The organism is Acetobacter nitrogenifigens DSM 23921 = NBRC 105050 (assembly GCF_000429165.1).
Taxonomy (GTDB): Bacteria; Pseudomonadota; Alphaproteobacteria; order Acetobacterales; family Acetobacteraceae; genus Acetobacter; species Acetobacter nitrogenifigens.
In genome coordinates, this window is record NZ_AUBI01000013.1 from 39,264 (window position 1) to 53,028 (window position 13,765).

Sequence of the window (13,765 nt, forward strand, 5' to 3'; positions counted from 1 at the left end):
CATATCAAGCGGCTGGAGTAAACATGGCGGGTAGAAGCGTACTGGTTCTTGGCGGCGGCATGTGCGGCGTCGGCGTTGCGTGGCATCTGCTGCAACGGGGATTTGAAGTCACCCTCGTCGACCGCCGGGGGCCCGGCGAAGAAACGTCCTACGGGAACGCCTGCCTTATACAGCGTGAGTGCGTCGAGCCGCATGAATTCCCTCACGATATACGGATGCTCGCCCGCATCGGTCTCGGACGTGACAATTCGGCGACGTATCATTGGGACGCGATGCCGGGGCTGGTCAGGCCTCTGGCGCGTTACTGGCTGAACAGCCGACCGGGTCGTTATCGCTCGATCGTCCGCAGCTATGAGGCGCTGATCCGCCATTGCCTGTCCGAACACGCCCCGATGATCGAAGCTGCGGGAGCCGAGGATCTGCTTGCGCGCGTAGGGTTCAAGCAGCTTATTCCGACCGAGGCTGATTTTGACGCCCAGACAACGTCGGCCCGTCGGCTGCAACGGGAGTTCGGAGTCAATTCCGTCGCTCTCGATGCAGATGCTTTGGCTGCCAGCGAACCCGCCTTGCGGGTCAGGATGGCGGGCGCCATTCACTGGACGGATCCGTGGCTAGTTCGCGATCCGGGCGAACTCGTGAAGCGATACGCGGCGCTGTTCGAGCGCGAGGGCGGCAAGATCGTGCAGGGCGACGCTATGACGCTAGCCCGCAAGGGCTCGTCCTGGACTGTCGGCACAGATGCGGGATCGATCGACGCCTCCTCGGCCGTGATAGCTCTGGGCCCCTGGTCAGATCAGTTGATGACGAAGCTGGGATACGACTACCCGCTGTTCATCAAGCGCGGCTACCATCTGCATTACAAACCCGACGTTCGTCTCAACACGCCCGTGATGGATCCGGTCGCTGGCATGGTGGTGGTGCCCGCCAAACGGGGTACGCGCGTCACGACCGGCGCGGAATTCGCAAAACTGGGCGCCGCGCCCTCTCCCAGACAACTCGTCGGCGCTGAAGCGCGCGCGCGCGAACTCTTCGATCTCGGACGAGCGGTAGAAGACGCCCCGTGGCTCGGGAATCGTCCATGCACGCCGGATATGCTGCCTGTCGTCGGCGCAGCGGCTTCCCATCCGGGGTTGTGGCTGCACTTCGGTCACGCGCATCAGGGCTTCACACTCGGCCCGGCTACAGGGCGACTGCTTGCCGAAATGATGAACGGGGAAACGCCTTATATTGATCCCCATCCGTACACACCGTCGCGGTTTTGAGCAGACCGGGCGCGTCGCGATCTGTCGGCGCGCCCGCATTCGGTAGTTTTTCGTTATTTTTTTTGCCGATGTGATTTTAAATTAAGATTTTTACAGGAACGTTGGGTCGAGTTTCTCGACGCACCACTAAAAAACCATTTACAACAAGAAAGTATCAGGCCTCGGCGCCGCCGTGAAGTCGCATCTAGCGGCCAGTCTGCCCAGGGTAAAATTTTACGTATCTTGTCAAGTGCATGCTGCATAGTTCAAAACCCACCCGGAGTTCCCGTTGCTGTCAAAAAAATAGACTTGTCTCAAGCTATCTTTTGACGGCGTCGTCGGCTGAATGTGCATGGAAACTTTCATGGCCAATGGCGACATGAGCCCCTTCATACATCCCAAAAAGAGACCGAACACTTGATTGCAGACCGCTTCAACCGTCGACGCGCTATGGCCGCCAGCGGCAGCCTGAGCGCCGCGACCTCCCACGCAGGAAGCATGCGCCCGGAGGCATCTTCCCGATGGCGCGATGGCGAACGGTTGCAGGCTATGCTCGACACTCTTCCGGTCGCGGTCATGACGGTCGACGCCTCCAATTTCTCCGTGACCTACGCAAACCGCCTGGCGGAGCATTCCCTCGCGACGATTTTCAATGCGCCGGCCGTCGATCCTGGTGGTCTCGTCGGTGCTGGCCTCGACATTCTCTACAGGGACCCCGAGTGGCATAAAGCCCTGTTCGCCGACGCAGCCAACTTGCCGCACAGCGAACGCATCCGCATCGGCTTCGAAGTGATCGACATGCGGGCCACTGCTCTGGAAGACGCGACAGGACGCTATATCGGGCCGATGCTCATGTGGTTCCTCGCCACCCGCGAAGTCGCCGCCGAAGAGAGTATCCTTCTACTCGCGCATTACGATTCCCTGACCGGTTTGCCGAATCGCGCGACCTTCTTTGAACGCATAGAAGAGCGTCTCGCCGTACCTGAGCCAGAATTCGCCCTGCTTTACCTAGATCTGGACGGTTTCAAATTCGTTAACGACTCATATGGGCACGTCGCGGGCGACGATCTGCTCAAGCTCGTCGCGGAACGTCTTATCACGGAAGCCGGACGCCGCAACGCCGTGGTGGCGCGGCTTGGCGGCGACGAATTCGCGCTGATCATCGACGATACGCATCATGAATCCCTGATCGCTTTCGCACGCGCACTGATCGAAACCCTCAGCGCTCCTTATCGGCTGTCATCTGGCGTCGTCGTACAGATCGGAGCCTCCGTCGGCCTCGCGATCGCTCCGGATCATGGCTCAGCCGCCGATGTCCTGATCGCGCACTCCGACATCGCACTTTACAACGCCAAGGCTGCGGGACGCAGAACAGTCAAAATTTTCACCGACGCCATGGCCGAATGCCTTCTCGAACGCGTTCGACTTGAAAACGACCTCCGCGAGGCGCTCGAGACACGCTCCGGCATGTTCGTATTCTACCAACCGATAACGAACCTTGAATCGGGTCAGGTCGTGGCCCGAGAGGCTCTGGTTCGCTGGCATCACGCCCAACGTGGATGGGTATCCCCTGGAGAGTTTATCCCCGTCGCCGAGCAGTGCGGTCTTATCCATCAACTTGGAGAATTCGTTCTGCTCGAAGCGTGCAGAACGGCGCAGACCTGGCCCAACAAGGAGACGGTCGCGGTCAATGTTTCCGCCCGACAATTAGGTCAGGGAACGCTCCTGCCCGTATTGGAACGGGTGCTTACCCAAAGCGGGCTGGAGAATCACCGGCTCGAACTTGAAGTGACCGAGACAGCGCTGCTCAGCGAGGAAATCGACTGCGTGTCGGAGCTTCGGGCAGTGCGCGCCATGGGGGTGCGCGTAGCTCTCGACGATTTCGGAACCGGGTTTTCCTCTCTCTCTCACCTTCGCTCGTTTCCTTTCGACAAGATCAAGATCGACGGTTCGTTCGTGCGAGAAGCCGCTCACCGTCCCGAAAGCGCGGCCATCGTCAATATGATCGCACGACTTGGTCACACGCTCGGCGTGACGACGGTGGCCGAAGGCGTCGAGACGCAGCAACACCTGCAACAAGTGCGCGATGTGGGTTGCGTCGAGGTGCAAGGATATTTTCTCGGGCGTCCAGCGCCTGAGGAGGCCGATGCAAACGCCGTAGCGAACCTGAACTGCGGCGCGCTTTCGCTGGAACGCAGCCTGTAGGATCAAATCGACGGACCGACTCGGAACATCTCAGGCTATAAAGCGGCCCCGTATCCGCGTAGCAATGCTTGCAGATACGCCTACCTGATCGCCTCACGCGCGCCCGGCCATCTCCTGCGAGCGCTGTTCCCGTCCAACAGCTGACAAGTCGAACGGAGTCGTCTGGTAGATATGGTTGATCCAGTTCGCCGCCAACAGGTGCGCATGGCTGCGCCAACTGTTCGACGGTTTACGAGAAGGGTCATTGTTGGGGAAATAATTACAGGGCAGCGCCGTCGCCGGGTCCAACTCCCTGTCCCTGAAATACTCGCTGGCCAACGAGCGGGCGTCATACTCCAGATGGTTGAACATATGGAGCATGCGATGCGGCCGGTTATCGAGCATGCACAGCCCCGTCTCCGCGCTTTCGGCCAGAACCTCGAGACCGCAGGCGGACGGAATGTCCTCGCGTCGCACTTCCGTCCAGCGGGAAACGGGTATCGCCGCCTCGTCAGAGAAGCCCACGAGATACGGAGACGCCGGCGCCAGGATGGCGTGATCGAATATCCCGAACGCCTTTTCCGGCAACAGGTGCTTCGGCATGCCATGGAAATGCCGCGCCGCAGCCTGAGCCGCCCAACAGATTGTCAGCGTGTGATGCACGTTGGTCTGCGTCCAGTCGAAAATCCGCCGCAACTCGTCCCAATACGTCACAGCTTCGAAAGGCAGGCGCTCTACCGGCGCTCCCGTCACGATGAAACCATCGAAACGTTCCTGACGAACGGCGCTCCACGGACGATAGAATGATGTCATGTGATCGGCTGCGGTATGCCGCGACACGTGGCCGGTGATGCTCACAAGGCTTAACTCGACCTGCAAAGGCGTCGCGCCAATAAGCCGCGCAATCTGCGTTTCAGTGCTGATCTTGTTGGGCATGAGATTAAGCAGGCCTATGCGGAGCGGCCGGATATCCTGGCGGATCGCGTCAGTTTCCCCCATGACCATGACGCCCTCCGCCTCCAGAGTGGCGCGGGCCGGGAGATTATCAGGGATCTTTATAGGCATCTTGTCCTGCGTCGTCCTGCTTTTATCTGGACTGACGCTGTGGCGGACTCCGTTTGATTGCCGGCGTGGCCGCATCCTCCCTTTCGGAAGCGCCACCTTGCCCGGACGGCAGGTTGGCGTCGGGCGTCGGCCCAACTCTTGATGTGCCGCCAGTGATAGTGCGCCGGGCCGCGCAGTCAAGCTGCGCCGCCTCTGACGGCGATCATTCATGCGTTCAGCGAATATCTGGAGCCTGACCGATTCATCGTCGGAACACGAAGCGACGCCATATTTATTCGGGCGCTCCCCGTGCGCCCGACGCGTCAACAGCCGTTTGTGCAGCGGATTTGCGTTACGTTTACCGCCGGAGCGAGCCTGCCCCGACAAGATCATTCGCCCGACGAAGACCCCGTTTCGCAAGCATTTTCATGACCGCTCTTCGGGCGGTTTCTCCATGCGACGCCCAGCGGGATGAGAATCGGCCAGTGGGCGTCTACAACAACCCGGCGTCCGAGAAACTAAGCCAACGTCCATTTCCAACGATGATATGATCGCGCACCGTAAGACCAAGCACAGCCGCCGCGGACGTCACCTGTCGCGTCATGGCCACGTCGTCCTGCGACGGGGTCGGGTCGCCGCTCGGGTGGTTGTGGACCAGCACGATGCACACCGCGCCTACCTCCAGTGCCCTTCTCACCACTTCCCTTGGGTAAACTGGTGTGTGGTTGACGGTGCCTCGCGCCTGCGCCTCGTCCGCGATGAGGCGATCGTCCGAGCCGAGGAACAGAACGCGGAACTGCTCTATCGTCTCCCGCGCAAGAACGGCGGAAAGGTAGGCATACAAGCGTTCCCGATTCGACAGGACATCAATGTCCTGCAGCCCGGCGCGATGGACGCGTAGCGCAGCGTCACGCACGACGCACAGGGCTGAAATGAGGTGCGAGCCAACGCCCGCGACAGAACGCAAAGCCTGTTCCGAAGCCGTCAAAACGGCGGCGAGAGAGCCGAAGCGTGACACCAGCGTTCCCGCGAGCGCTTCAGGGCGTTCGTTCCTGGGCATTGCGAGCGAGATTATTGCGGCAAGAGCCGACACGTCGTCCGCTGGTGGCGCTGTATCATCAAGAAGCCGTCTCCACGCTTCGGCAGGAAGCGCAGGTTCGCCGTAGCTGTCGCACGGAGGTGGGACGCGCTCGCTCCACAACGAAGCCTCGGTATTTCCCGAAGGACGCGCGTGGGGAAGATGACCGATGGCGTAATCAGCTTTTTGCGGGGCGATCCGCATATCGGCAAACCCGCCGGCTGTCTTGGTCATGCGGACGCTGGCTCCTGTAACGCACGGGCATTAAGTGTTCAGAAACTTCAGGTGAAACGCAAGCGACCGGGCACCGCGCCGAACACACGGCCGGATCGTATCGTTTTATAGAATATAGCCTGTTTTTAGAAAGCGTGACCAGCGGCGCCGACCATGCAATCTTTCCTCATCATCCCGCGCGCGCCCGTCGCTCTGCAAAACAAGGGAGAGAGAATGTCTCCGCCCAAAATCGACGTCCTTATGTCCGCCTACAACGCTGGACGCTTTATCGAATCGACAATCGACAGCATTCTCGCCCAGACCATCAGGGATTTTCGCCTTATTATCGTCGACGACGGCTCAACGGACGATACGCCGGATATTCTTGAGCGTCTTGCTGCGAAGGATACGCGGATCGTCGTGCTCAGACAGGCGAACGGCGGAATCGTCTCCGCGCTAAACGCCGGCCTCGCGCTTTGCGTCGCGCCGTATCTCGCGCGCCATGACGCGGACGATCTGTCCGACCCGAACCGTTTTGCAATGGAACTCGCCTATCTGGAAAGCAATCCCGACTGCGTCGCCGTATCCGCACGTGCGCGCCATATTGACGCCAATGGCGCCCTGCTCGGCACAGTCTCGACAAGGAAAGATCCAGACAAGGCGGACGCGCGCGCCATCCCTGCGGTGGAGCCTTATATCTTGCAACCGCTTTTGATGGCGCGCCTGGCTGCCGTGAAGGCCGCCGGTGGTTACCGTCTCTTGCAGGTGGCTGAGGACTCCGATCTCTACTGGCGTCTTCGCACCGTTGGGCGGTTGCACAACCTGCAGGATTGCCTCGGCTCCTACAGAATTCACGACGACAGCATTTCGAGTTCCTCGATCGTTCGCGGTCGACAGGCGGCGATGTGGTCGCAGCTTGCCGCGCTCTCGGCGCAACGGCGGTTGGAAAACAGACCGGACATCGATTTTAACGAGACGCTGCTGCGCGGCATCAGCCAGACCGCTTCGCTTCAGGACATGATGACGCTGACCGCTGCACGAACATCGAGCGATGAACGCCGCTGGCTTCGTCTGGCTGTTTCGGCAAAACTTCTAGAACTTTGCTATTACCGGCCTTTCGAGCCTGACGGGACCGACGTTACGTTTATCAGACAGGCGGTTGCGGCAGGACAGACGACCTGCGGGTCCGCCAATTATGGAGCCTTCCAGGAAGCCCTTATGTCGGCTGCGATCCGCATGGCGTTCGCAGGACGTTTCAAAGATGCGTTCCGTTTGGCCGGTTGGAGAAAGGCGCCAACGTTGCTTGCCCGGATCGCGTTCAGGGTCGCCCTGCCCCCTTCGCTGAAGGACCGAATCAAAGCCTTGCTCGGACGCCCCGGCGCGCGACCGGCGGTGGAAGCCGCCGGGTAAGTCGCGTTCGAAACCACCGCAGGAGAGGTCCGTCACTCGAAATATATGATTTATGGGCGCCGGACTATTTTAGACCTTGATAACCGCCGTTCGAGAATCGCGGCGAAAAAGGAGGCCTCGTTTTCAGAAGTGACCGGTCGATCCGTGGTTGAAATTCCGCTGGGACAGCCCAACGATTCAATGTCACTTCACCCGTTTCCGATTCCTTCTCTCATCCAGACGCAACATCAAAGCACGAGGCCCATGCTCGAAGGCAACTCGCCTCCGATGCCGAACAACTGCTTACTCACGTACGGGAACGAGATTCAGCGCCGCAATGCCGCCCAGTCACCCACCAGTCGACGCGTTCGCCTCGTGCGACGCCAGAACCTTGCCGCTCGGCGCGTCGATTTCGTCCAGAACGACCCGATAGCCCCAAAGATTGGCCAACCCCCTCAACGTAAGCTTCATATCGTCTTCAGCCAGCAACTGCCCGCTCCTGGTCCTGTGTTCGAGGCGAAGGGTACGGTCTCCAAGGATATCGACATCCACGATTTCAAGCTCGGCATAGAATGTGGACGGGTCGTATGACGCGGCGACAGTCCTCCTTATGTCGCGATAGCCATGTTCGTCGTGAATGGCGTCGACCAGCAGATAAGGTTCCCGGGTATCGTCCAGAAGGCGGAACATGCGGAATTCGCGCATGACGCGTGGCGACAGAAACTGCAGCACGAAGCTTTCGTCCCGATATTCCGCCCAGGCGTGCCGCAACGTTCCTAGGGGATCGCCATTACCCGCGATGTCCGGGCTCCAGCGCCGGTCCTCCTCGGTCGGGTCGACGCAAACACGCGCGATGTCCTTCATCATCGCGAAGCCGAGCGCATACGGGTTGAAACTGGTTGATCCCTGCTCATAACCCGGTTGGGTGATCACGTTCGTAGTCGAATGAATCGCCTCCATGAACGCAGCGTCATCGATACGGCCAAGTTCATGCAGACGAGTCATGATCCGGTCATGAACCCAGGTCGCGCAGCCTTCGTTCATCAACTTGAGTTGCGGTTGAGGGTAAAAATACTGCGAGATCAACCGCACGATACGGATGATCTCGCGCTCCCACGCCGCCAACCTCGGAGCGTGTTTTTCAAGGAAATACAGTATGTTTTCTTCGGGCAGTCCAAATTTCCGACGCAGGGCGTCGCGCTCGTGCTCACGCGGCGGGGCGGCGCCTTCCGAAACAGGAAGGGTGCGCCAGAGATCGTTGTAAGACCGGTCCTCATGCGCGCGCCGCTCTCGGGCGCGGTCCTGCTCCGCCCGCAAGTCGATCCGCCTGGCGCCGCTGTGCCGATGCACGCCCTGATTCTGCAACGCGTGCGCGGCGTCAAGAATGCGCTCTACCGCCTCCTGCCCATGCGCTTCCTCGCAGCGCGCGATATAACCGCGTGCGAACTCCAGATAGTTCAGAATCTGCGACGGATCCGTCCATTCCTGAAAAAGCCGGTTGTTTTTGAAGAAATGATTATGGCCGAAGGCCGCGTGCGCGATGACCAGCGCCTGCATCGTCGCGCTGTTCTCCTCCATCAGATAGCTGATGCAGGGGTTGGAGTTGATCACCACCTCGTAAGCCAGTCCCATCAGGCCGCGCCGATAGGCATTTTCGTGGCTGACGAAGCGCTTCCCGTGCGACCAGTGCTGATAGGTCAGCGGCATGCCGCTGGTGGTGTAGACATCAAGCATCTGCTCGGACGTGATGATCTCGATCCGGTTGGGGAAAACGTCGAGGCCCAACTCTTTTTCGGCTATTTCCTCGATGGCGTCATAGCAGTCGCGGATAATGCGGAAATTCCATTCCGCTCCCTGATACAGCAACCCTTTACCGCCCGTCGCCTTCTCCATCGCTCCACTCATGCGCCAGCCCCCTGCGTTGCAGGACGTCGTGCGAACAACTCCCGGAAAACCGGGAATATCTCCTTGCGATCAGAAACCTGTCGGATCGCAAGATGCTCATTCCGCGCCGCGATCCCGCGATAGGTGCGCCACAGATCGGTGTCGCCCCTGATGATCGCCCCTGATCCCATCACTTCGATGTAGGCGTAGTACTGCACGAGCGGCAGCACTCCACTTTCCAGAAGCTCAGCTGTCCTTGGCGTGTCGGAGGTGGAATTGTCGCCATCGGACGCCTGAGCGACATAGATGTTCCAGTGCTGCGACAGATATCGCGCTTTCTGCACCCGGAGCAATTCTTCCAGCGCCGTCGAGACCACAGTGCCACCGGTTCTTGGGTCGTTGAAGAACGTTTCCTCATCGACCTCTTCAGCTGTTTCCGCGTGGCGGATGAACACGACGTCAAGCGTCTTGTAACGTTTCTCGAGAAACACGTGCAGCAGCAGGAAGAACTGCTTCGCCAGATCCTTCATCCGTTCCGTCATCGAGCCCGAGACGTCCATGACGCAGAACATCACGGCCCGCGTCGAAGGCTTTGGCGTTTGCGCAAACCGCCTGTAGCGCAAATCGACAGGATCGACCCACGGGATGCGGTTCAGCCGCTGCCGCAGCACGCTTCGCCGTTCCCTCAGCACCTCGAGTTCATCAACGTCGGCGGCTGAGAGCGGGCGGCTCTCCTCGAGGGCGGCGATACGCGCCTCGATTTCGATCAACTCCTCCGGTTTCGGACGTCCGAGGCCAATACGACGCGCCATCGAGTAACGCATGGTGCGCCCGAGATCGAGTTGCGATGGGGAGCCATCGTTACTCAGACCCGCGCGGCTCGGCGCCGTTACCTCTGTCGTCGCAATCTCTCGTTTCACCAGATCAGGCAGTTCGAGGTCGCCGAAGAAAAGGTCCAGAAACTCATCACGTGACAAGAGGAACCGGTAACTGTCTTCCCCCCCACCTTCGTCGCTGGCGTTGCCGCCTCCCGAGCCACCCTTGCCAGAGCCTCCTGGCGGCCTGCGAATCTTGTCTCCACGGGAAAATTCGTGGTTGCCCGACAGGACGATGTTGCGAGACCCCGACGTAAAAATACGATGAAAGCTGGGCTCATGCAGCGCATCAGCTGGAATCGACACAGCGCTTCCCTGCCCGGCCTCCCTGATTTTCCCATTCGCAACAGCGTCGCGAACGGCGCGTTGCACCGCATCCCGCGCCCTTGTCAGAGCGCGTCTTCTATTTTCCAGATGTTTACCGTGCGGGTTCGAGCGTCTGTCGATGATTTCCAAGGGGCATGACCTTCCGAAAGCGACACTCAGGCAGATTGCTTCACGCGCATATACCATTCGACCAGACGTCGGACCTGCCGCTCCGTGTAACCACGCGCCACCATACGCTCGACGAACTCGTCGTGTTTTCGTTCGGTCTCCCCGTCTTTCTTCGATCCAAAACTGATGACAGGCAGAAGATCTTCCACCTGGCTAAACATACGCTTCTCGATCACGTCACGGATTTTTTCATAGGAAGTCCACGACGGGTTCCGCCCCCCGTTCGACGCCCGCGCGCGAAGCGAAAACTTCACGACTTCATTACGAAAATCCTTCGGGTTGGCGATTCCCGCAGGTTTTTCAATCTTCGTCAGTTCTGCATTAAGAAGATCGCGATTGAGCATCTGCCCGGTGTCCGGGTCCTTGAAATCCTGGTCTTCTATCCACGCGTCGGCATAGTCGAGATACCGGTCAAAAAGGTTCTGTCCGTAGTCGTTGTAGCTTTCCAGGTAGGCCTTCTGGATTTCGTTGCCAAGAAATTCCGCGTAACGGCCAGCCAGTTCCGATTTGAGCGTCGCGAGATAGTTCGCCTCCACCTCCGCCGGAAACTGCTCCCGTCTGACCGCATGCTCCAGCACGTACATCAGATGCACCGGGTCGGCCGATATCTCGGTCGAGTCATGATTGAACGTTGCGGAGAGCACCTTGTAGGCGAAGCGCGTCGAAATGCCGTCCATGCCTTCGTCGACGCCTGCGGAGTCCCGATATTCCTGCATAGTGCGGGCCTTGGGATCCGTCTCGCGGATGTTCTCTCCGTCATAGACGCGCATCTTCGCATATTGTGTGGAATTCGGATGAGATTTCAGACGCGAGAGAACCGCGAACCGCGCGAGCATATCGAGCGTATTCGGCGCGAGAGGAGCCTCACTGAGCGCAGACGACGTGATCAGCTTCTCGTAAATCTTCGACTCTTCCATCACTCGCAGGCAGTAGGGCACCTTGATGACGCAGACACGGTCAAGGAACGCCTCGTTCGTGCGGTTGTTACGGAAGGTCTGCCACTCCGCCTCATTCGAGTGCGCCAGGATAACGCCTGTGAAGGGAATGGAGCCGATATTCTCTGTGCCGACATAGTTCCCCTCCTGCGTCGCCGTCAGCAGGGGATGAAGCATCTTGATCGGCGCCTTGAACATCTCCACGAATTCGAGGACGCCCTGATTGGCGCGGTTGAGTCCCCCGGAAAAGCTGTAGGCGTCGGGATCGTTCTGGCTGAAATGCTCCAACTGCCGGATATCGACTTTGCCGACCAATGCCGAGACGTCCTGGTTGTTGTCGTCCCCCGGCTCGGTCTTGGCTATGCCGATCTGCCTCAGCTTGGACGGATGCAGCTTTACGACCGTGAAGCGCGAAAGGTCGCCGTCGAATTCCTCAAGCCGTTTCAACGCCCAGGGGCTGGCGATTCCCGTCAGCACCCGCCGGGGAATGCCATAATCCCGCTCGAGCGCCTCTCCCATCGAGAAGGGGTCGAACAGACCTAGCGGACTCTCGAACACCGGGCTGAGATGCCTACCGGCTTTCAGGATGTAGATGGGTTCGCGCTCCATCAGGGTCTTGACCCGCTCGCCCAAAGACGACTTGCCGCCCCCGACCGGGCCAAGCAGATAGAGAATCTGCTTCCGCTCCTCCAACCCCTGCGCTGCGTGGCGGAAGAAGCCGACAATCTGCTCGATCGTCTCTTCCATGCCGTAAAAATCTTCGAAGGCCGGATACACGCGCACCGTGCGGTTCATAAAGATGCGGGACAGACGCACGTCGCGGGAGGTGTCGACCATCTCCGGTTCGCCGATCGCCTTGAGCATGCGCTCGGCGGCGCTGGCGTAGCAGGAAGGATCGTCGCGGCAGAGTTCCAGATAGTCTGAAAGGCTCATTTCAGTCTCGCGATGGCGGTCGCGCATCGCAGTGGCGAGAGAGAAAACGTTCGACACAGAAGCCATCAATATCGATCTCCGCGAGGGCGGATGACACTGTTCATGTCATCGCGCCGAATAAGAACGGTGGTCCAGAATCTCCTGTCCTGCGCGCGGCGCGGCGCAACATGTCCTGTCGTGCTGTTTCGTTCGGGGCGAGCCAGACGGGCTTTCCTCCGCTCGGCCTTCGGCGCGCTTGCCGCCTGCGTCGGCCTGTTTCTCCCTTTCCATGTTCGCCATGAAGACATTATGAAAAGCGCTCGGACGATCTTGTCTTTATGAGCAAAAACAGGCAAACGATCCGGTTCGATCTGACCTTTGTGTGGTCACGCTATCGAAACCCCGCCGCCATTTTCAAGAAAAATCGCGAACGCCCCTTGCGGGTCACAAGATAATTCGGCGCGAACGTCGAGTATTCGGCTTAAAATTCAAAGGCTTGATAATTATTCATCCGGTCCCCGCTCTTGGGGGCCGCGTATCTTGCGAGTCGCGGAACATGTGGGCGGACGAAACGGGAGTCGGCAAGCCTGACCGCCGCTTTCAAGCTCCACGCGCCGCTCCCGTCTTCATGGCTGCGGCGCCTGTCAGGCCCTGGCGTCAGACGCCATCATTCCACGTCAGGACGTTGCGGCGACAGCGCTCCGCCTTCCACTGAGAAGGTCATTCCGTCGAAAGCCGCTTCGATTCCGTCGGGCAGTTCACGCTGCATCCACGCCCAATCCATGGCAGTTCCAAGATGCGTGAGAATCGTGCGCCGAGGGCGGATACGTGCCGCCCATTCTACAACACGCTCGAGCCAGCCATGGGCGGAGTGCGGCTTGAGCTGGAAGCAATCCACCATCCAGGTGTCGACGCCTTCAAGAAGCGTCAGGACATCATCCGTAAAAGAAGCAACATCTGTGCAGTAAGCAAACGAGCCGCAGCGGAAGCCCAGTGAGTTCAGCTTTCCATGATCCTGCTCGAACACGGTCAGCGAAAGTCCTGCTATGTCCAGAACCTGCCCGGCCATGATTGGCCGCGCCACGACGCCCGGCCGGAAGAAATCTTTCGTGGTCCATGGTCGGAATGCGTAATCGAAGCGCGTCCGCACCTCATCCAGCGTCGCCGAAGTTCCAAATGCCTCGATCGCCCGCCCGGCGGCCCAGTTAAGCGGCCTCACGTCGTCCAGACCCGCGATATGATCAGCGTGGGCGTGCGTGTAGAAAATCGCGTCGATGACGCCAATTCCATTCGCCAGCAGCTGGGCGCGTAAATCCGGACCGGTATCGACCAGTATGCGCCGTCCATCCGGCCCGGTCAGGACGATGGATGATCTCGTCCTGCGGTTCCGCGGTTCAGCAGGATCGCAGGAACCCCACTCACCACGCCCATCTGGCCCTCCGATCTGCGGCACGCCCGACGAGCCTCCGCACCCAAGAACCGCGATGTTCAACCGTATGCTCACCGCGCCTTCCG

General features: G+C 59.6%; 9 protein-coding genes and 1 riboswitch. Of the genes, 3 read left to right on the plus strand and 6 right to left on the minus strand.

The features are described 5' to 3' along the window. Positions 1–23: 23 nt before the first annotated feature. Positions 24–1,262: an NAD(P)/FAD-dependent oxidoreductase gene (locus tag G442_RS0114015; RefSeq protein ID WP_026398501.1), complete on the plus strand. Its 1,239-nt coding sequence runs from the start codon at positions 24–26 to the stop codon at positions 1,260–1,262. Positions 1,263–1,658: 396 nt separating this feature from the next. Beyond that, positions 1,659–3,446 (plus strand): putative bifunctional diguanylate cyclase/phosphodiesterase, encoded by a 1,788-nt coding sequence (locus G442_RS22410; RefSeq protein WP_146882504.1) that lies wholly within the window; start codon positions 1,659–1,661, stop codon positions 3,444–3,446. A 93-nt stretch (positions 3,447–3,539) separates the two neighbouring features. Here the strand turns inward: G442_RS22410 and G442_RS0114025 are convergent, their stop codons facing one another. Continuing rightward, the gene (locus tag G442_RS0114025) at positions 3,540–4,490 is read right to left on the minus strand and encodes a homoserine O-succinyltransferase (RefSeq protein ID WP_026398502.1); all 951 of its coding nucleotides are present in this window, start codon (positions 4,488–4,490) and stop codon (positions 3,540–3,542) included. Positions 4,491–4,533: 43 nt separating this feature from the next. After that, positions 4,534–4,640, minus strand: a riboswitch (SAM-I-IV-variant riboswitch). A gap of 322 nt (positions 4,641–4,962) precedes the next feature. Continuing rightward, positions 4,963–5,781, minus strand: coding sequence for a JAB domain-containing protein (locus G442_RS0114030; protein WP_026398503.1), 819 nt, complete (start codon positions 5,779–5,781; stop codon positions 4,963–4,965). 213 nt (positions 5,782–5,994) lie between these two features. Between G442_RS0114030 and G442_RS0114035 the strand changes: the two genes are divergently transcribed. Then, positions 5,995–7,170 carry a glycosyltransferase family 2 protein gene (locus tag G442_RS0114035; RefSeq protein ID WP_026398504.1) on the plus strand — a complete coding sequence of 392 codons (1,176 nt, stop codon included), beginning with the start codon at positions 5,995–5,997 and terminating at the stop codon, positions 7,168–7,170. A 327-nt stretch (positions 7,171–7,497) separates the two neighbouring features. Here G442_RS0114035 and G442_RS0114040 read toward each other — a convergent pair whose 3' ends face one another. The 4 genes from G442_RS0114040 to G442_RS22415 form a co-directional block, all read right to left on the minus strand. Next, the gene (locus G442_RS0114040; protein WP_211229152.1) at positions 7,498–9,054 is read right to left on the minus strand and encodes a SpoVR family protein; all 1,557 of its coding nucleotides are present in this window, start codon (positions 9,052–9,054) and stop codon (positions 7,498–7,500) included. Beyond that, positions 9,051–10,364 carry a YeaH/YhbH family protein gene (locus tag G442_RS0114045; protein ID WP_026398506.1) on the minus strand — a complete coding sequence of 438 codons (1,314 nt, stop codon included), beginning with the start codon at positions 10,362–10,364 and terminating at the stop codon, positions 9,051–9,053. The genes G442_RS0114040 and G442_RS0114045 overlap by 4 nt, the downstream gene beginning before the upstream one ends. Before the next feature lie 26 nt (positions 10,365–10,390). Continuing rightward, on the minus strand, positions 10,391–12,337 hold the full coding sequence (locus G442_RS0114050; RefSeq protein WP_026398507.1) for a PrkA family serine protein kinase: 1,947 nt from the start codon (positions 12,335–12,337) through the stop codon (positions 10,391–10,393). A gap of 580 nt (positions 12,338–12,917) precedes the next feature. Continuing rightward, a complete protein-coding gene (locus G442_RS22415; RefSeq protein ID WP_051292339.1) occupies positions 12,918–13,742 on the minus strand; it encodes an MBL fold metallo-hydrolase in 825 nt (274 codons plus the stop codon). Positions 13,743–13,765: the final 23 nt, after the last annotated feature.

Coding starts and splice junctions, on each gene's coding strand:
- G442_RS0114050 (WP_026398507.1), bottom strand. CDS start 12,337: ATGGCTTCTGTGTCGAACGTTTTCTCTCTCGCCACTGCGATGCGCGAC.
- G442_RS0114025 (WP_026398502.1), bottom strand. CDS start 4,490: ATGCCTATAAAGATCCCTGATAATCTCCCGGCCCGCGCCACTCTGGAG.
- G442_RS0114035 (WP_026398504.1), top strand. CDS start 5,995: ATGTCTCCGCCCAAAATCGACGTCCTTATGTCCGCCTACAACGCTGGA.
- G442_RS0114040 (WP_211229152.1), bottom strand. CDS start 9,054: ATGAGTGGAGCGATGGAGAAGGCGACGGGCGGTAAAGGGTTGCTGTAT.
- G442_RS0114015 (WP_026398501.1), top strand. CDS start 24: ATGGCGGGTAGAAGCGTACTGGTTCTTGGCGGCGGCATGTGCGGCGTC.
- G442_RS0114030 (WP_026398503.1), bottom strand. CDS start 5,781: ATGACCAAGACAGCCGGCGGGTTTGCCGATATGCGGATCGCCCCGCAA.